This window comes from Arthrobacter sp. D1-29, assembly GCF_054130585.1.
Genome location: NZ_CP096383.1, coordinates 759,302 through 777,416 on the forward strand (window position 1 = coordinate 759,302; position 18,115 = coordinate 777,416).

An 18,115-nucleotide genomic window follows, 5' to 3' on the forward strand; every position below is an offset into this window, starting at 1 on the left:
CTGGACAAAAACTCTTCAGGTTACTGCTTGAAGGCGGCGTCGAAAGAAGTGCTCGACGGCGGGAAGCCGAATTTCTTGAGGGCGGCGAGGGCTTCGGGGGCGCCGTGGAGACGGTCCATGCCGGCGTCTTCCCATTCAACCGAAATGGGTCCGTCATAGCCGATCGCGGCGAGGGCCCGGAAGGACGATTCCCAAGGGACATCCCCGCGGCCTGCAGAGACGAAGTCCCAGCCTCTGCGCGGATCACCCCACGGCAGGTGGGAGCCCATGACAGTGTTCCGGCCCGTGGGGCGGAGCTTGGTGTCCTTGCAGTCCACGTGGTAGATCCGGTCCTTGAAGTCCCAGATGAAGGAGACCGGATCGATGCCCTGCCACATCATGTGGGACGGATCCCAGTTCAGGCCGAACGCCTCGCGGTGGCCGATGGCCTCGAGGGTGCGGACGGTGGTCCAGTAGTCGTAGGCGATCTCGCTGGGGTGGACCTCGTGGGCGAAGCGGACCCCGCATTCGTCGAAGACGTCCAGGATGGGGTTCCAGCGGTCGGCGAAGTCCTGATAGCCGGCGTCAATGACCTTCTCCGGGACCGGCGGGAACATGGCTACGTACTGCCAGATGGAGGAGCCGGTGAACCCGACGACGGTGTCCACGCCAAGTGCCTTGGCGAGCCGGGCGGTGTGCTTCATTTCCTCGGCGGCACGCTGGCGCACGCCCTCGGGATCGCCGTCGCCCCACACCTTGGCACCGACGATTCCCTCGTGGCGGAAATCGATGGGGTCATCACACACCGCCTGGCCCTTCAGGTGGTTGGAGATGGCCCAGACCTTGAGGTTGTACTTTGCCAGGACTGCGAGCTTGGAGTCCACGTAGCCCGGCTCGTCCCAACGCCAGGCGTCCAAGTGGTCGCCGGAGACGGCGATTTCGAGTCCGTCATAGCCCCAGCCGGAGGCAAGGCGGGCGACTTCCTCGAACGGGAGGTCGGCCCACTGGCCGGTGAACAGGGTGTACGGGCGGGGCATGTCAGGCTCCTTCGGTCGGGACGGTTTGGGACGGGCCTATGTTGCTGGGCAATTTGCCAGTCGTGGGTGTTTCAGCCGTGGCCGGCGCAACGTTGATGATGGAACCTTTCGCGGCGGACGATTCTTCAATTGCCGCCAGGACCCGCTGAACGGCCAGGCCATCCTCGAACGACGGCGAGGGCTGGGTTCCGCCGTCGATGGCCAGCAGGAAGTCACGGATCTCGTGGGTGAACGTGTGCTCCCAGCCGATGATGTGGCCCTGCGGCCACCACGCCTCAAGGTAGGGGTGCTCAGGCTCGTTGACCAGGATCCGGCGGAAACCCTGCTCGCGGACGGGGGCCGTGGCGTCCAGGAACCCGAGTTCGTTCAGGTTCTCCAGATCAAAGAGGATGGAGCCCTTATCGCCGTAAACTTCCAGCTTCAGTGAATTCTTCTGCCCGGTGGCCACGCGCGAAACCTCCACCGAGGCGATGGCCCCGGAGGCCAGGGACAGCGTGGCCCAGGCGGCGTCGTCGACCGTTACTTCCTCCGGGCCAGCCGCCCCGGGACGGCTGGTAGTGAAGGTGTGTGTCCGGCCCGAAACCTCCCTGACGTTGTCTCCGAGCAGGAACATGACCTGGTCAATGGCGTGCGAAGCGATGTCCCCGAGAGCACCCGAACCGGCGCTTTCCTTCTTCAGCCGCCAGGTCATGGGGGCCGTCTCATCCGCGAGCCAGTCCTGGAGGTAGGCGGCGCGTACGTGCCGGATGACGCCCAGCCGGCCCTCGGCGATCAGTTCCTTCGCCAGGGCCAGGGCCGGAACGCGGCGGTAGTTGAAACCCACCATGGACTGCACACCATGTGTCCGGGCAGCCTGGGCCGCAGCCGTCATGGCTTCGGCCTCGGCCAGCGTGTTGGCGAGCGGCTTTTCCAGGAGTACGTGCTTCCCGGCCTCCAGGGCCGCCGTGGCGATCTCGGCGTGCAGCCATCCCGGCGCGCAAATATCCACAATGTGGATGTCATCCCGTTCGATCACGGTGCGCCAGTCCGTCGCGGTTTCGGCCCAGCCGTACTTCGCCGCGGCTTCCTTCACTCCGGCGGCATCCCGGCCGACGAGTATCTTCTGCTCGAAGGCCGGTACATCAAAGTAGCTGCCTACATTCCGCCAGGCGTTCGAATGGGCCTTGCCCATAAAGGCATAGCCAACCATCGCCACGCCCAGCGGCTGATCATCCCGGCGTAAGGGCATGGTGGGTTCCGGGTGCGGACGGTAGGTGGTCCGGTCCTGTGGGGTCATGGTGTGCAATTCCTAGAGTGTTTTGGTTTCCGGTGCCCAGTCCTCCGGGAGGGCCGGGGAGGCGGGGGCGGTGCTTTCGACGTTGATGAAGGTGCCGGAGTCGATGGATTCGGTGATGGAGACCATGGTGTCCAGGACGTGATAGGCGAGGTCGCCGGTGGCGCGGTGCTGGACGCCGGCACGGAGGGAGCGGGCCATGTCCAGGACGCCCATGCCGCGGCCGTTTGCCGGGCCGGTGGCGGGGATGGTGGTCCAGTCTTCGTCTCCGGCGCGCCAGAGTTTGATGTCGCCGTCGAAGTAGTTCGGATCGGGCAGGGAGATGGTGGCTTCGGTGCCGGTGATTTCGACGAAGCCCATGTGTTGGCGGGGGGATTCGAAGGAGAAGACGCTGTGGGAGGAGGCGCCGTTCTCGAACTGGGCCATCGCGGAGACGTGGGTGGGTACCTCGACGGTGAACTCCTGGCCGGTCTTGGGGCCGGAGCCGATGATGCGGGTTTCTTTGGCTTTGGAGCCGACGGCGGCGACTTTCCGGATGGAGCCGAAGGCCTGGATCAGGGTGGTGAGGTAGTACGGGCCCATGTCGAACAGCGGCCCGGCGCCGTGCTGGAAGAGGAACGCGGGGTTGGGGTGCCAGGATTCCGGGCCGGGGGTCTGAAAGGTGGTCATGGCGGTCAGCGGGATGCCGATGTCGCCGCGCTGGATCAGGCGCAGGGCTGTTTGCAGGCCGGCGCCGAGGAACGTGTCGGGGGCGCAGCCGAGCCGGATTCCGGCGGCGTCGGCGGTCTTGAGCAGCCCGAGCCCGGATTCGCGGTCCAGGGAGAAGGGTTTCTCGGTCCAGACGTGTTTGCCGGCGTTGACCGCTGCGGTGGCGACTTCCACGTGGGCTGCGGGGATGGTGAGGTTGACGATGATTTCGACGTCGGGATGGTTCAGTGCCGCGTCCACGCCGCCGGATTCGGGGATGCCGTATTCCTTCGCCCTTGCGAGGGCCGTGTCTTCGAAGAGGTCTGCGATGACGTGGACTTTCAGGTCCGGGAACGCGGTGAGGTTGTCCAGGTAGGCCTTGCTGATGTTCCCGGCGCCGATCACGGCGACGCCCACCGGGCCGCGGCTGGTGCCTGCGCCGGTCATGCCAGCTCTCCTGCGTTCACGGCCGCCGTCTGGAGGTAGGCCAGGCTTTGGGCGATGCCATCGAAGATGTCGCCGGCGTAGTCGTCGAACTCCACTACGCCCACTTCCAGGGAGGCGGCGGCGGCGATGACGTCCAGGACCGGGACCTTGCCCTGGCCAGCGGGCTGCTGGGCTTTCGTGTCGGCAGTCAGCGGGCCGTCCTTGATATGGATGAACTTCACCCGGTCACCGAGTTTGCTGAGGATCTCTACCGGGTCCTGTCCGCCGACGGCCACCCAGTAGGTGTCCACCTCCAGGACCAGCTCAGGATCCAGCAGGTCTGCAAAGTATTCCAGGGCGGTGCGGCCCTCGACCATGGACTCCAGTTCCCATTGGTGGTTGTGGTAGCCCACCCGGATGCCGTATTCGGCACCCTTCTTTGCGGCGGCGTTGAGGGCTGCCGCGGTGGCCTGGATGTCCTCGGCCTGCTGCCAGCGCCCGGCCGGGATGAACGGATCAATCACCGTGCTGATGCCCAGTTCCTTCGCCGCGGCAAAGATTTGGTCCTGGTCCTGGCTGAGCAGCGGGGCGTGGCCGGACGGCGCGGTCAGGCCGTTCTCCCGCAGCGCCGCACCGAGTTCCTTGGCCGTGGCCACAAAGTTGTACGGTTCCACCTGCGTGAAACCAATCTCCGCGACCCTCCTGATGGTCCCGGCAAGGTCCTCCTGGATGGCATCGCGCAGTGTGTAGAGCTGAAGTGAATAGGTCATATTCCTGGTTCTCCTGAAGTGCAGTTGGTTTCCCCTAAAGCTAGAACCACTTTTGCCGATCGTCAAGCATAAGTTGAATGATAGCCGTCCATCTTACTTCGGGGTGACAAGCAGAAGAATCGTGTGTTATCCATAAACAATGAGCCTTACCTCCCGGACCGTGCCTGCCAACCCTGATATCGGCGGCAATCTGGCGCGCGCCGGTGACCTCTTCCAGCTCCTCCGCGACGGCCAGGCCCGGACCCGGGCCGAACTGGCCGTGACAACCGGCCTCGCCCGTTCCACCGTCGCTGCACGCATCGACGCACTCATCGCCTCCGGCCTTATTGCCGCGGCGGGGGAGGCGAACTCAAGCGGCGGCAGGCCGCCGTCGCGCTTTGCCTTCAACCCGGCGGCACGTGCCGTCCTTGCCGTGGACGTCGGGGCTACCCATGTCATCGTGGCCGTCACCGATCTCAGTGGAGCAGTCCTGGCGGAACAGCGCCTGGTGCAGGACGTTGCCGACGGCCCGGAAACCGTTTTGGATCGGGTGGTGACGGAAGGGCTCTCGCTCCTGGCAAAGGCTGGCCGGAGCATCAATGTCCTTGCCGGCGTCGGGATCGGTTTACCGGGTCCCGTGGAGCATGCCACCGGAAGGCCCGTGAAGCCGCCCATCATGCCGGGATGGGACGGGTTCGACGTGGTCCGCTATGTCCAGCGTTCCCTGCCGGGGCCTGTCCTGGTGGACAACGACGTGAACATCATGGCTCTGGGCGAGCGCAGTGCGCATTGGCCGGAGCACCAGGATTTTGTGTTTATCAAGGTTGCCACGGGGATCGGTTCAGGCATCATCAGCAACGGCGAGCTGCAGCGCGGGGCCAACGGTACCGCCGGCGATCTTGGCCATGTCCGCGTTCCCCGCGGAGACGATGTGCTCTGCCGGTGCGGGAACTACGGCTGCCTGGAAGCGCTCGCGTCCGGCCCGGCGCTTGCCGCGGAACTCACGCGTCAGGGAGTGCCTGCCTCGAAGGGCAGCGACGTGCTGCGCCTTGTGGCGGAGGGCAACCTGCCGGCCATCCAGGCCTTGCGCCAGGCCGGGCGGGATGTGGGGGATGTGCTGGCCACCGTAGTGAACCTGCTGAACCCGTCTGTCATTGTCATTGGCGGAAGCCTGGGCCAGGCGGGAGAGCATTTGATGGCGGGGGTCCGGGAAGTTGTCTACCGGCGCTCGCTTCCGTTGGCTACAACCCACTTGCGGATTGCCCCGTCCAGGGCGGGGGACCAGGCCGCGGTTTTCGGCGCGAGCCAAATGGTCATCCAGCATGTGTTGTCACCGGCGGCTATTGAGTCCACGCTACAGGCGACCGGTTAAAAAAGGGTCTTTCTGCTTTCACGTTCCATGTCAGGCCGGGACCACACGGATTTCTTCTCACACGGATTTCTTCTCAGGCGGGGATCACCCGGATGGGTGAGCCTGCCAGCCAGGCGTTGACGTCCTCGAAGGCGCCGCCATAGAACTGCCGGTAGCTTTCCCGTGTGACATAACCCAGGTGTGGCGACAGGACAGTGTTGGGGGCGGCGAGGATCGGGTGGGCCGCCGGCAGCGGTTCCTGGTCAAACACGTCCAGGGCGGCGCCGCGGATCCAGCCCTCCGTCAGCGCACGGATCAGGGCGTCCTGGTCAACCAGCGGGCCGCGGGCAGTGTTCACCAGGATCCCTTCGGGTCCCAGTAGCCGCAGCTCCCGCTCACCAACCGTGCCTTCCGATCGAGGGGACAGCCGCAGGTGAAGGGTGGCCACATCTGCGCTTCGAAAGAGATCGTCCTTGCTCACCCTCCGGACTCCCGCGTCGGCGGCGGCCTCATCGGTCAGGTTCTCACTCCAGGCCAGCACGTCCATGCCAAACGCCTGGCCGTAGGCTGCAATTCTGCGGCCGATCTTGCCAAGCCCCACGATGCCCAGGGTCTTGCCGGCCAGTTCAAACCCCACGGTGCTCTGCCATGCCCCGGCACGCATCGAGTTGTCTTCGGCAGGGAGGTTCCGGGCAATGGCCAGCAGCAGGGCCCAGGTGAGTTCCGGTGCTGCTGTAGGTGATCCTGGCGTCCCGCATACCGTGATGCCATGATCTTCGGCGGCAGCCACATCGATGGCTGCATTAGCCATCCCGGTAGTGACCAGGAGCTTCAGCGCGGGCAGCTTTTCCATGACCGGGCGGGGAAACGGAGTCCGCTCGCGCATGGCGATGACAATGGAATAACCGGCCAGCGCGGCCACCAGCGCTTCCTGGGACGTGAAGGGCTCCCGGAAGACGGTGACGGACACACCCTCTTTCTCAAGGGCAGTCCAGTCGGCGAAGCCGTGCGCCACATCCTGGTAGTCATCCAGAATGGCAAGCCGGTGCTCCATGTCTGCTCCTTCGTCCGTCAGTGGCGTGATGCTTATCGTATGCCAGCCCGGGACTATCACTGCCTGCCGCAAAGGGTGTCCCAGCAGTGAGCGCGAACGAACACTTGGGGCCCCCAACAACGGCGCGAACTGGCAGCTAAAGCCCTCAAAACTTGGTTTTGGGGCTATTAGCTGCCAGTTCGCGCTTTGATGCGTTCCGTTGCCGGGCCGGCGCCCCGGATTTCGGGGTTCCTGTTGCGAACGGTGCTGGCCCGGCAGACGGAAGTCTTTGCCGCTGACTAGGCGGCGGCGAGTTCCTCCTGGCTTGCCTTTTCACGGGCTTCCGTCAGGTACCGCGCGTAGGCGGGGAGGGTGAGGAAGGACGGGAAGTCCCGGGCCATCGTCACTTCTTCGAAGATGTCGCGGGCGTCTTCGAAGCGGTCGCCGTCGAAGCGTTCCAGCCGGGCGAATTCCTCGTCGAGGAGTTCTTCGATCCAGTGATGGCTGATGATTTCGCCGTGGTCGGTGATGGCCCGGGCGTACATCCACTGCCAGAGCTGGGAGCGGGAGATCTCGGCGGTGGCGGCGTCTTCCATGAGGTTGTGGATGGCGACGGCGCCGTTGCCGCGGAGCCAGGATTCGATGTATCGGATCCCGACTTCGATGTTGTTCCGGATGCCCTGTTCTGTGATGGTGCCCTCAGTGGCGGCCACGTTGATGAGGGCGCGGTCATCAGGAGTCACGTCTTCCCGGCTGCGGTCCAGCTGGTTGGGACGCTCACCGAGGATGGAATCGAACACCTCACGGCAGACCGGAACCAGGTCCGGGTGGGCAACCCAGGAGCCGTCGAAGCCGTCGTTGGCCTCGCGGGTTTTATCTGCCCGGACCTTTTCGAGAGCGTTGGCGTTCGCTTCAGGGTCCTTGCGGTTGGGAACTGCCGCAGCCATCCCGCCGATGGCCATGGCGCCGCGCTTATGGCAGGCACGCACAAGCTGTTCGGTGTAGGCACGCATAAACGGCTGGGTCATGGTGACCTGTGCGCGGTCCGGCAGGACGAACCGGGGGCCGCGGGTGCGGAAGTTCTTGATCAGGGAGAAGATGTAGTCCCAGCGGCCGGCGTTCAGGCCGGCAGCGTGGTCGCGCAGTTCGTAGAGGATTTCTTCCATCTCGAAGGCCGCGGTGATGGTTTCGATCAGCACGGTGGCGCGGATGGTGCCCTGCGTGATGCCGAGCAGGTCCTGGGCGAGAATGAAGATGTCGTTCCAGAGCCGCGCTTCGAGGTGGTTTTCGATCTTGGGCAGGTAAAAGTAGGGGCCCTTGCCCTGGGCGATCAGGCGGCGGGCGTTGTGGAAGAAGTACAGCCCGAAGTCCACGATGCCGCCGGCCACGGGAGCGCCGTCGATCAGCATGTGCTTTTCCGGCAGGTGCCAGCCACGGGGACGGACCACGATAGTGGGCAGTTCGACGGCGGGGCGGAGCCGGTATTCCTTGCCCTCCGGGCTGGTGAAGTCGATCCGCCGTTCCAGGGCGTCGGTCAGGTTCAGCTGGCCCTTGATCACGTTCCGCCAAGTGGGGGTGGAGGAGTCCTCCATGTCCGCCAGCCAGACCTTCGCCCCGGAATTCAGGGCGTTGATGGCCATCTTCTTGTCAACGGGGCCGGTGATCTCCACCCGGCGGTCCTCCAACCCAGGCGCCGGCGGAGCGACCCGCCATGAAGGATCGTTGCGGATATCCTCGGTCTCCCGGAGGAACCGTGGATCCTGCCCGGAAGCGATCTCGGCCCGCCGGGTCCGCCGTGCCTGCAGCAGTTCCTGCCGCCGCTCAGCAGTGGCCCGGTGCAGCCTCGCAACGAACTCCAAGGCGTCCGGAGTAAGAACCTCGTCCTGCCGGCAAATGGGCTGGGCAGTCAGGGTAATGCCATTGATGGTGAAGCTGTCAGTAAAAGAGTTCATTTCAAATCTCCTTGAATATCCCGTTGCTCTATCACTCGGAGTCCCTAAAGGCGGCGAATGAGGACCACAAGTGATAGAGCAACGGGTGGGAAAGGCGGGGGTTAGTGGAACTGGCCCTCTTCGGTCGATCCGACCAATGCGAGGGTGGAGGCGTTCGGGTTGAGCGCAGTAGCGATGTCGTCGAAGTAGCCGGTTCCGACTTCGCGCTGGTGCTTGGTTGCGGTGTAGCCGCGGGATTCGGAGGCGAATTCCTTTTCCTGGAGCTCGACGTAGGCGCTCATGCCTTCCCGGGCGTAGCCGTGGGCGAGGTCGAACATCGAGTAGTTCAGGGCGTGGAATCCGGCCAGGGTGATGAACTGGAACGTGAAGCCCATGGCGCCGAGTTCACGCTGGAACTTGGCGATGGTGGCGTCGTCCAGGTGCTTGCGCCAGTTGAACGACGGTGAGCAGTTGTAGGAGAGCATCTGGTCCGGGAACTCGGCCTTGACGGCTTCGGCGAACTTGCGGGCCAGTTCCAGGTCCGGGGTGCCGGTTTCCATCCAGATCAGGTCGGAGTAGGGGGCGTAGGCCTTAGCTCGGGCGATGCAGGGTTCGATGCCGTTGCGGACCTTGTAGAAGCCCTCCGCGGTACGAACCGGCTGGCCCCCTTCGCGGAGGATAAATTCCTGGTCCCGCTCATCGACGTCGGAGGTGATCAGGGTTGCTGCCTCGGCGTCGGTGCGGGCGATGACCACCGAGGGCGTGCCGGCGACGTCGGCTGCCAAGCGGGCGGCATTCAGGGTGCGGACGTGCTGCTGGGTGGGGATCAGGACCTTGCCGCCGAGGTGGCCGCACTTCTTCTCCGAGGCCAACTGGTCTTCCCAGTGCACACCCGAGGCGCCGGCCTGGATCATGGATTTCATGAGCTCGTAGGCGTTCAGCGGCCCGCCGAAGCCGGCCTCGGCATCGGCGACGATCGGAACCATCCAGTCCTCAACGGTCTGAATGCCCTCCGCGAATTCGATCTGGTCAGCGCGCAGCAGGGCGTTGTTGATCCGGCGGACCACGGTGGGGACCGAGTTGGCCGGGTACAGCGACTGGTCCGGGTAGGTGTGGCCGGAGTTGTTGGCGTCGGCGGCAACCTGCCAGCCTGAGAGATAAATGGCGCGGAGTCCGGCCTTGACCTGCTGCACGGCCTGGTTTCCGGTCAGGGCGCCCAGGGCGTTGGTGTAACCTCCGGTCTTGTGCTCCTCGGTGAGCTGCTTCCAGAGCTTCTCCGAACCGCGGCGGGCAAGAGTGTGCTCTTCGGAGACACGGCCGCGGAGGCGGACGACGTCGGAGGCCTTGTAGTCCCGGGCCACACCTTCCCAGCGCGGGTTGGCGGCCCACTCGAGCTCCAGGGCGGCCGCCTGCGTGTTTGCTGTGTCCTGGGCGGACGGCTGCTGGGTAGGCTCAAATGCTGCAGTCATCGTTGATCTCCTTGATTGAGCGCCGGGGTGGTTCATGCCGGCAGGAGCTGCGCCTTTGCAGTCCTGCCGGCTTCCCCGGTGCGGTGTTTCTTTCCGTGATCACTACTTTTCAGCACTTCCAACCCTTTCAATAGGGGAAAAGCATGGAAAGAAATGCACTTCTTCGCGTATCCTCAAGAAATGTCGCCTTCAAGCTGGAACCGCAAAGCCGCCCCGCCGCCGTCGAGCACTGCCGCCCCGGAACTGGATGTGATCAGCCTTGGCCGGCGGGTCCGTCACCTGCGCAAGGCCGCGGGCCTGACGCTGGATGACTTGAGCGCCGCCGTCGGAACCGCTCCCAGCCAACTCAGCCTGATTGAAAACGGCAAACGGGAGCCCAAACTGGGACTTCTTCAGCAACTCGCCGCCGCCCTGAATGTTGGCATTGACCAGCTCCTCGGCGCGGACCCGCCTAACCGCAGGGCAGCGCTGGAAATCGAGCTGGAACGGTACCAGCGAAGCCCTATTTACGAATCGCTGAACCTGCCGAAAATCCGCATCAGCTCACGGCTTCCGATGGATGTGCTCGAGTCGATGGTGGGCCTGCAGCATGAGCTGGAACGCAAGCTGAACGAGCAGATCGCCACCCCGGAGGAGGCCCGCCGCGCCAACGGTGAGCTGAGGGCCATGATGCGGAAGCGGAACAACTACTTTCCCGAGTATGAGGCGGAGGCCCAGAAGGTGCTGGCGACCGTCGGGCACACCACCGGTCCGCTGTCCCAGCACGTGATCGCGGACATCGCCGCGCACCTCGGATTCAGCCTCCATCATGTGGGCGATTTGCCGCATTCAACGCGTTCGGTGACCGATCTTAAGAATCACAGAATTTATCTCACGCAGAACCAGCGGACTGACCACGACCCCCGTTCGGTGCTGCTGCAGGCCCTGGGTCACTACGTCCTGGGCCACCAAACGCCCAAAAACTATGGTGATTTCCTGATGCAGCGGGTGGCCACCAATTACTTTGCCGCGGCGCTGATGCTCCCGGAGAAGGCCACGGTGGAGTTTCTGCAGAAGGCGAAGCAGGCCAAGGAAATTGCCGTCGAGGACATCCGTGATGCCTTTGCCGTGTCCTACGAGACGGCCGCGCACCGGTTCACCAACCTCGCCACCCAGCACCTGGACATCCGTACGCACTTCCAGAAGACACACCAGAGCGGCATCATCTACAAGGCCTATGAGAACGACGGCGTGACGTTCCCGCAGGACCACACCGGCGCCATTGAGGGCCAGCCGTCCTGCAAGCAGTGGACGTCACGGGTGGTATTCGATGTGCCGGACAAGTTCCGGGCGTACAACCAATACACGGACACTCCGGCGGGGACTTACTGGTGCACCGCCAGGACCGAGCGCTCGGCCAACGGCGAATTCTCGCTGTCGGTGGGGGTGCCTTACGCCCATGTGAAATGGTTCCGCGGCCGGGACACCACGGAGCGGTCCAAGTCAACGTGCCCGGACGAGAGCTGCTGCAAGCGTCCTCCTGCTTCGCTGGCCTCCGAATGGGCAGGCAACGCGTGGCCCTCGGCGCGGGCACACTCGCACCTGCTCGCCGCCATGCCGCCGGGCGCGTTCCCCGGCGTGGACGAGACTGAGGTCTACAGCTTCCTGCAGGCGCACTCAGGGAACTAACCTGAACGCTCTCTCACCTAATGTGGAGGTTTCCCGTGGTTGGGCCCCCGTTGGCAGTGCAGTATCCATGCGATAGCTAATTGGTTTTCTTGCGTCCAGTTTTCCCAGTAGCGTTTGGGCGCCATGCCGTTCAGGGATCCGTGGGGCCGTTCATGATTGAGATAACTTTCCATTAATGGGCCAAAACTGTCAGATGTGCAGGCGCAGAAACCTAAGGAAGTGTTAGGAAACACCGGGTTGCCTTGGATGCGGCGCCAGTCACGCATAGCTTGACTGGAGTCCTCTCTTTTCAGGGGTCAATCAACGTCGAGGAGGAGCCATGAGCAACGATGCCATGGACAGCACCACCCCAAGGAGCAAACTGGTGATGGCAGCAAACCAGCAGGTTCCGTCCGGAGTCAGCCACGCTGACCGTATTGACGACGACGGCGGCCGCCCCGCTAAATGGCGCATCATCGGGCCCGGTCTGGTGGTTGCAGCCACCGGCGTGGGCGCCGCTGACATGGTGGCCACCCTGGTGGCCGGTTCCCGGTACGGCTACGGCCTGTTCTGGGCCGTCATTGTTGGTGTGGTCCTGAAGATCATCCTTGTTGAAGGGGCCGGCCGGTACACATTGGCAACCGGAAAGACGATCTTTGAGGGATGGCGTTCCCTCGGAAAATGGACCACCTGGTACTTCGGGCCCTACATCATGATCTGGGGCTTCGTCTATGGAGCCACGGCCATGTCGTCGGCGGCATTGCCGCTGGCGGCCGTGTTCCCCATCCTGCCCCTCTGGGCATGGGCCATCCTGATGGGCCTGGCCGGTTTCGCGATGGTGTGGTGGGGCAAATACGCCACCTTCGAGAAGATTACCGCCGCGCTGGTGGGACTGATGTTCGTGACTGTGGTGGGCCTGGCCATCATTGCCGCTCCGAACATCCCGGAGATGCTCACGGGGCTGATTCCCATGATCCCGTCAACCGACGGCGCAATCTTCTACACGCTCGCCTTGGCTGGCGGAGTGGGCGGCACAATAACGCTCGCCGCGTACGGGTACTGGCTGCGCGAGAAGGGCTGGTACACGCCGAAGTGGATGAAGGTTATGCGGATCGACAACTCCATGGCCTACGTGATGACCGGTGTCTTCGTGGTTGCCATGCTCATTGTGGGCGCCGAGGTAGTCCGCTCCGCAGGTGTTTCCCTCAGTGCGAGCGACGAAGGCCTGCTGGATCTTTATGGCGTCCTTAAAGCGGAGTATGGCGATGTCGTTGGTACCGGGTTCCTCGTCGGCTTCTGGGCCGCTTCCTTTTCCTCAATCATCGGTGTTTGGAACGGTGTCTCCTTGATGTTCGCCGATTTCTGGGGCAATATGCGGGGCAAGGAATCAGGCCACCCCGATACCCGCGTGGGTGGAAAATACTTCAAGTTCTACATCCTGTGGCTCACGTTCCCGCCCATGATCCTCTTCGCTCTGGGCCAGCCCATCGGCCTTATCCTGGCCTATGGCGCTCTGGGTTCGCTGTTTATGCCGTTCCTGGCACTGACACTGCTGGGCCTGCTCAACGGCAAGCGGATCCCCAGGGTCTGGGCCAACAAGCTGCCCACCAACATCGCGTTGGGATGCTGCGCACTGCTATTCGTCATCCTGGGCATCCGGCAGTTCTGGACTTCCCTCTCGCCGCTTTTCGGCGCCTAGGGATTTGGGGTTTAGGCGCTGAGCCCCCTATAACGCTTGAGTCCGACGGCGGGACCTCTCGCCGTCGGACTCGAGAAAGCGTTTCCGATCAGCCGTGCAGCGCCTTGTAGGCGGCCGCGGCTGCGGGGTGCAGCGGCAGGCCGGCTGTGTTAATGAGTGATTCGGCGCTGAGGAACTGAACCCCCAGGCTGGACCGCGGAACGAGTTCCTGGCCATGGCCCACGAGCAGTTCCACGGTCCTCCTGACCGTGCCGGCGTCCAGGTCATCCCGGCACAGGAGAAGGTTGGCCACACCCACAGTCCACACGGCCGGCGTCCCCTCATAGCTGCCCTCAGGAATCAGCACACGGTCGTAATAGGGGCCGTATCTGGAACGCAGCGCCGGGAGCAGCGCGGAGAGATCGAGGAATGCCAAGCCCACGTCGTGATGGGCAGCGGCGATGGCGGCCGTGGGCACCCCGCCGGACCAGAACAACGCATCCACGGAACCTGCCCTGAGTGCGGCAATCCCGTCATTCAGCCCCAGGTTAAGCACCGTGATCGGGCCGCCGGCCGGACCCACGGCGCCGGATCCAACGGCAGTGGGGGTCAGCCCCGCGGCTTCGATGAGGCGGGGAGTAGTCAGTGACGTCCCTGAGCCGGGCTGGCCCACGGCGACTGTCCTGCCGGCCAGTTCAACGAACGTTCGGATGCCTCTGTCCCGCCGCACGACGCAGTGGACATAGTTTTCATACACCTTGCCGACGGCGGCAATTCCGTTGCCGGATCCGGTTGCCGCCGCTGCCTGCTGGACCGAGGCGTCAGCGAGTGCGACGGCGAAGGTGGCTTTGCCGCTCAGCAGATGCTCGAGGTTGTCCAGACTGCCGCCGGTAGTCAGTGCCGTGGCGTTGCGGGCCACACCGTGGCGCTGGAGGGCTTCCGCGAGCAGGGTTGAAAACTCAAGGTAGAAGCCGCCCTGCTCACCGCCGGCTACCGTGACTGTCCCGGGCCGGTTTTCCGATGTGCACGACGTGAGTGCCGGCAGCAGCAGGCCGGTCAGTCCGGCTGCCAGCCCGGCTTTGAGGGCTGTTCGCCGCGCGGGGAGAAAGGGGAGGGCGCGTGCCTCACTCATCCGGACCCACCTGGCCGTCCCGCGCTGAGGGGTGGGGAAAGTCGAGGCGGGCGTCCAGGCCATGCGGTGACCGTTCGGCTAGGAACAGCCGGCCGCCGTTGGCCGCCGCGAGTTTGGCCACGATGGTCATGCCCAGGCCGGTGCCGCTGACCAGCCGGTGCCGTGGCGAGCGCCAGAACCGCGTGGTGGCGGCGGCCCTTTCGTCGGCGGACAGGCCGGGACCGTCGTCGGACACCCCGATGATTACGCCGCCAGAGCTGACGCGGACGGAAACAGAGACGCGGGCGCCGTCGGCATATTTGATGGCGTTGTTCAGGAGTTCACCCACCATTTGAGCCAGGTCCTCGGGGTTGCAGGCCAATTGCACCGGCGAGTTGGGCGGCTCTTCCAGCACCACCGCCGCACCCGCCCGCCGCGCCGCAGGCATTGCCCGCTCCACCTCGTCCGCCACGATCGGGAAGGGGTCGATAAGCGTCCCGTTCCGGCCGTAAGCCGGGCCCAGCGTGCCCCTGGCAGAATCCTCCGACGCCCGGTGTTCCGCGGCCGCCAGCCTGAGCACGCCGTCCAGGATCTCCTCGACGCGTTCCAGCTCTGCAACAACTCCCGCTGCGGCCGCCTTTTCACGGTCCGAATCCACTTCCAGCTGGAGCAGATCGATCCTCAGCCGCAGGGCTCCCACGGGATTGCGCAACTGGTGTGACGTGTCGGCAATCAGCTGCCGCTGCGAGGCAATACTGTCGCTGACAGTCCGCGCCATGGCGGTGAAGGAGCGGCTCAGCTTCTTCAGCTCAGGAGGCCCGTCGTCCGGAAGCTGGGCTGTCCGTCCCGTTGCTTCGAGTTCAGTCACCGCCGAATTCAGGCGATGAACAGGCCGCAACACCCATCCGGTCACGCGGGCTGCGCCCCACAGGAGCAGCGCTCCGAGCGCCGACGCCGCCAGCACGACGGCGAGCCACCGGTCCCGCAGTTTCTGGCGGGCCGCGTCCAGGTTGACTTCGACAACGGCCTCACCCAGGACCTGGCTGGCGCTTCCGAAGGACCGGGAGATCACCTCGGAGCCGGTCCCGAACGGTTGAAGCGGGGCCAGGGTGGTGTCGCTGAGGTTCAGGTTCGCGCTGGCGATGGCGTCCCGGACGTCTGCCCTGTCTTCGCTCAGGCCACCGGAACGCAACGTGGCATTTTGGAGGCGGACCAGGATTCCCTCGCCGTAGAGCTCCGAGTACCTGTCCATCTCCCGTTGCAGCTGACTTGAGTCGCCGTCACCCGCGGCATCGAAGGCCACTTGGGCGAACCTGTTCAGGGCTGCGACCCGGTTGATTTGGAGTTCCTGCGTGAGTTCCCGGCTGGCCGAGGTCAGGATGACAGTGGAGACAATGATGACCAGGAGTGCCGACAGCAGGCTCAGGACGCCCAGGACCCGCAGCTTCATGCAGGATCCGCCTCGATCCGGTAACCCACGCCACGGACGTTGATGATAAAGCCGGGCAACTGGAGCTTTGCCCGCAGCCCGGTCAGGTGCACATCAAGGGACCGTGAGGAGGCAAGGAAAGCATCACCCCAGAGCGCATCCAGGATCTGTTCGCGGGTGACCACTGATCCGGCATGGCGGGCCAGGAGCGCGAGCAGGTCGAACTCGGTGGCCGTCAGAGGCAGAACCTGTGAACCGAGGGCGGCCACGCGCCGGTGAACGTCCACCTCCAGGTCTCCCAGCACAATGCTTTGTGGGGGCGCTGCGCCTTGGCGGAACGCACGCCTGGTGACAGCTTCGATCCGGGCCAGCAACTCAACGAGCTTCACCGGCTTGACCAGGTAATCGTCCGCTCCGGACCGCAGTCCCAGCACCACGCTCCGCTCGTCGTCGCGGGCAGTCAGGATCAGAATCGGGCAGTGAGTGACCTGGCGGAGCTTGCGGAGTACGTCCAGGCCATCGATGTCCGGGAGCCCAAGATCCAGGAGGATGACCTCGAACCGCCGGTGGGCCAGCAGCGCGTCAGCTCCCCGGGACACCCTGGTTGCCTTGTGGCCGGCGGACCCGACGGCTGCGGCAAGTGCCGACGCCATGGCGTCGTCGTCCTCGACGATGAGCACTTCTATTGCTGGTCCCTTTTCCCGTGGTGAGCACTTGCATCCCTGCCCGCATTGGAGGTTACCTCCTTTCACGCCCTGCCGGGGGCGAAACCTAGGGAAGTGTTAGGAAAAGCCCCGCGGCATAGGTTGTGCCGTAATTTCGGGGCCGGAACCGGCCACCCGCCGTCGTGATTTTCTGCGTGCTGGATCTCAGCGCGTGGTCTTCAGCATCCCGCCGAGACCGAAACGATGGCAAACCGTGACCGGGCAGGCATCGTTAGTTGCCGCCGTCGCTGCTTCACTGGGAGCAGGCGGGCTCCCGCCGTTGCTAACGGGGAGGCAATCACGATGGTCATCAGGGCTCAACTGCTTACACGCGTACTGGCATTGGGTGCGGTGGTGGCCCTGACGGCGTGTTCGTCGCCGGCGGTGGGCCTGGTGAAGGCTGACGGCGTTGAGCGTGTTTCGGTGGAACGTGCGGCTTTTGACGGTGAGCTGTCGGCGTTCAGGACCTCCGCCCTCAAACTCGGGAATGCCCTTCTGGCCGACGGCGGCGACGACGCGAACGGGAACGTGATCGCCTCGCCCGGAAGCCTGCTGATCGCCTTGGCCATGCTGCGCGCGGGGGCGTCGGGGGACGCAGCCGCTGAAATGGATGCACTATTGGGTCTTCCGGAAGCCAACCGGGATGAGGCCATGAACGCCCTCCTGGCCGAGCTCGAAAAGTTCGACGGCGACCCCGGGTCAGTGGATGAGGACAATCCACCGGCGGAACCCTTATTGCATGTGGCCAACGGACTATTCGTCCACGGGAGCGTCCCCACCGGGGAGCCGTATCTGCAGACGCTGGCAAAGCATTACGGGAGCGGCGTCTATCCGGTGGACTTCCGCGATAAGGCCGCCACCAGCCCGGCCATCGACGCGTGGGTAGATAAGAACACGGGTGGCCGAATCAAGAAGGCGCCGGCGGATTACGACGTCAACAACACCTTCAGCCTCCTGAATGCTGTCTATTTCGCGTCCGCGTGGGAGACGCCGTTCAGCCCCAATGCCACGTATGAGGCGCCCTTCACCACTGCAAATGCCGGCACGCTGAACGTTCCCATGATGCACAGCCTGCAGGACCTGGCCTATGCGGAAGGCGACGGGTGGCAGGCTGTCGACCTGCCGTACGGGGAAGGCTTCGTGATGCGGTTGGTGCTTCCCGCTGACGGCGGCGCCGCCCAGGGCACAGGCCAGAGTGGGGACCTTTTTGACCCTCTCCAACTCGCCGACATTGCAGGCTCCCTGGAGGCTGCCGCTGACGAAAGTGTTCAGCTCTCGCTGCCAAAGTGGGATCACAAAAGTGCTTTTGACCTGCGGCGGGTCTTTGAGCAATTCGGGCTCAGCTCAATGCTGAACACGACGCGTGACTTCGATGAGATCCAGCGGGGCATGACCATCACGCAGGCGGCGCAGGCGGCCAACATCACCGTGGCGGAGAAGGGGACCATTGCGGCCGCAGTGACTCAAATCAATGCCGAGGCTGTGAGCGGAAAGATGCCAGAGCCTGCGCGCATCCTCGAATTCAACCGGCCGTTCCAGTACCAGATCGTCCACGTTGAAACCGGACTGCCGCTCTTTATGGGCAAGGTAGCCGATCCGCGCTAGGCAACT

14 protein-coding genes are annotated in these 18,115 nt (G+C 64.3%); 4 read left to right on the top strand and 10 right to left on the bottom strand.

The window, feature by feature from the left end; genetic code table 11:
* Window positions 1-20: 20 nt before the first annotated feature.
* Genes M1E17_RS03665 through M1E17_RS03680 form a run of 4 tightly spaced genes read right to left on the bottom strand, consistent with a single transcriptional unit; the run spans window position 21 to window position 4,172 of the window.
* Window positions 21-1,016 carry a sugar phosphate isomerase/epimerase family protein gene (locus tag M1E17_RS03665; RefSeq protein WP_457965530.1) on the bottom strand — a complete coding sequence of 332 codons (996 nt, stop codon included), beginning with the start codon at window positions 1,014-1,016 and terminating at the stop codon, window positions 21-23.
* A gap of 1 nt (window position 1,017) precedes the next feature.
* Window positions 1,018-2,244, bottom strand: coding sequence for a Gfo/Idh/MocA family protein (locus tag M1E17_RS03670; protein ID WP_457967550.1), 1,227 nt, complete (start codon window positions 2,242-2,244; stop codon window positions 1,018-1,020).
* Between the two features lie 60 nt (window positions 2,245-2,304).
* Window positions 2,305-3,423 carry a Gfo/Idh/MocA family protein gene (locus tag M1E17_RS03675; RefSeq protein WP_457965531.1) on the bottom strand — a complete coding sequence of 373 codons (1,119 nt, stop codon included), beginning with the start codon at window positions 3,421-3,423 and terminating at the stop codon, window positions 2,305-2,307.
* The gene (locus M1E17_RS03680) at window positions 3,420-4,172 is read right to left on the bottom strand and encodes a sugar phosphate isomerase/epimerase family protein (protein WP_457965532.1); all 753 of its coding nucleotides are present in this window, start codon (window positions 4,170-4,172) and stop codon (window positions 3,420-3,422) included. The genes M1E17_RS03675 and M1E17_RS03680 overlap by 4 nt, the downstream gene beginning before the upstream one ends.
* Before the next feature lie 139 nt (window positions 4,173-4,311).
* Between M1E17_RS03680 and M1E17_RS03685 the strand changes: the two genes are divergently transcribed.
* Window positions 4,312-5,523 carry an ROK family transcriptional regulator gene (locus M1E17_RS03685; protein ID WP_457965533.1) on the top strand — a complete coding sequence of 404 codons (1,212 nt, stop codon included), beginning with the start codon at window positions 4,312-4,314 and terminating at the stop codon, window positions 5,521-5,523.
* 73 nt (window positions 5,524-5,596) lie between these two features.
* Here M1E17_RS03685 and M1E17_RS03690 read toward each other — a convergent pair whose 3' ends face one another.
* The 3 genes from M1E17_RS03690 to aceA all read right to left on the bottom strand — a co-directional run bounded on the left by M1E17_RS03690 (window position 5,597) and on the right by aceA (window position 9,935).
* Complete coding sequence (locus tag M1E17_RS03690) at window positions 5,597-6,556, bottom strand: D-2-hydroxyacid dehydrogenase family protein (RefSeq protein WP_457965535.1); 960 nt, start codon at window positions 6,554-6,556, stop codon at window positions 5,597-5,599.
* A 278-nt stretch (window positions 6,557-6,834) separates the two neighbouring features.
* Window positions 6,835-8,487 carry a malate synthase A gene (gene aceB / locus M1E17_RS03695; protein WP_457965536.1) on the bottom strand — a complete coding sequence of 551 codons (1,653 nt, stop codon included), beginning with the start codon at window positions 8,485-8,487 and terminating at the stop codon, window positions 6,835-6,837.
* A gap of 101 nt (window positions 8,488-8,588) precedes the next feature.
* Window positions 8,589-9,935, bottom strand: a complete 1,347-nt coding sequence (gene aceA / locus M1E17_RS03700; protein ID WP_457965537.1) for an isocitrate lyase — start codon at window positions 9,933-9,935, stop codon at window positions 8,589-8,591.
* A 153-nt stretch (window positions 9,936-10,088) separates the two neighbouring features.
* On the opposite strand from aceA, the gene M1E17_RS03705 reads away from it, so the two are divergent.
* Together M1E17_RS03705 and M1E17_RS03710 are read left to right on the top strand one after the other, a co-directional pair.
* Entirely contained in the window at window positions 10,089-11,603 is a 1,515-nt protein-coding gene (locus tag M1E17_RS03705) for a helix-turn-helix domain-containing protein (protein WP_457965539.1), read from the top strand.
* Window positions 11,604-11,970: 367 nt separating this feature from the next.
* Complete coding sequence (locus M1E17_RS03710; protein WP_457967552.1) at window positions 11,971-13,281, top strand: Nramp family divalent metal transporter; 1,311 nt, start codon at window positions 11,971-11,973, stop codon at window positions 13,279-13,281.
* Window positions 13,282-13,369: 88 nt separating this feature from the next.
* On the opposite strand, the gene M1E17_RS03715 is transcribed toward M1E17_RS03710, so the two are convergent.
* The 3 genes from M1E17_RS03715 to M1E17_RS03725 are packed head-to-tail and all read right to left on the bottom strand — an operon-like array spanning window position 13,370 to window position 16,486.
* Window positions 13,370-14,392: a TAXI family TRAP transporter solute-binding subunit gene (locus M1E17_RS03715; RefSeq protein ID WP_457965540.1), complete on the bottom strand. Its 1,023-nt coding sequence runs from the start codon at window positions 14,390-14,392 to the stop codon at window positions 13,370-13,372.
* Window positions 14,385-15,821 carry a sensor histidine kinase gene (locus tag M1E17_RS03720; protein ID WP_457965541.1) on the bottom strand — a complete coding sequence of 479 codons (1,437 nt, stop codon included), beginning with the start codon at window positions 15,819-15,821 and terminating at the stop codon, window positions 14,385-14,387. The genes M1E17_RS03715 and M1E17_RS03720 overlap by 8 nt, the downstream gene beginning before the upstream one ends.
* Entirely contained in the window at window positions 15,818-16,486 is a 669-nt protein-coding gene (locus M1E17_RS03725; protein ID WP_457967554.1) for a response regulator transcription factor, read from the bottom strand. Before M1E17_RS03725 ends, M1E17_RS03720 begins: the two co-directional genes overlap by 4 nt.
* A 321-nt stretch (window positions 16,487-16,807) precedes the next feature.
* Here M1E17_RS03725 and M1E17_RS03730 point away from each other — a divergent pair, with 321 nt between their 5' ends.
* Window positions 16,808-18,109: a serpin family protein gene (locus M1E17_RS03730; RefSeq protein ID WP_457965542.1), complete on the top strand. Its 1,302-nt coding sequence runs from the start codon at window positions 16,808-16,810 to the stop codon at window positions 18,107-18,109.
* The last annotated feature ends 6 nt before the right edge of the window (window positions 18,110-18,115 follow it).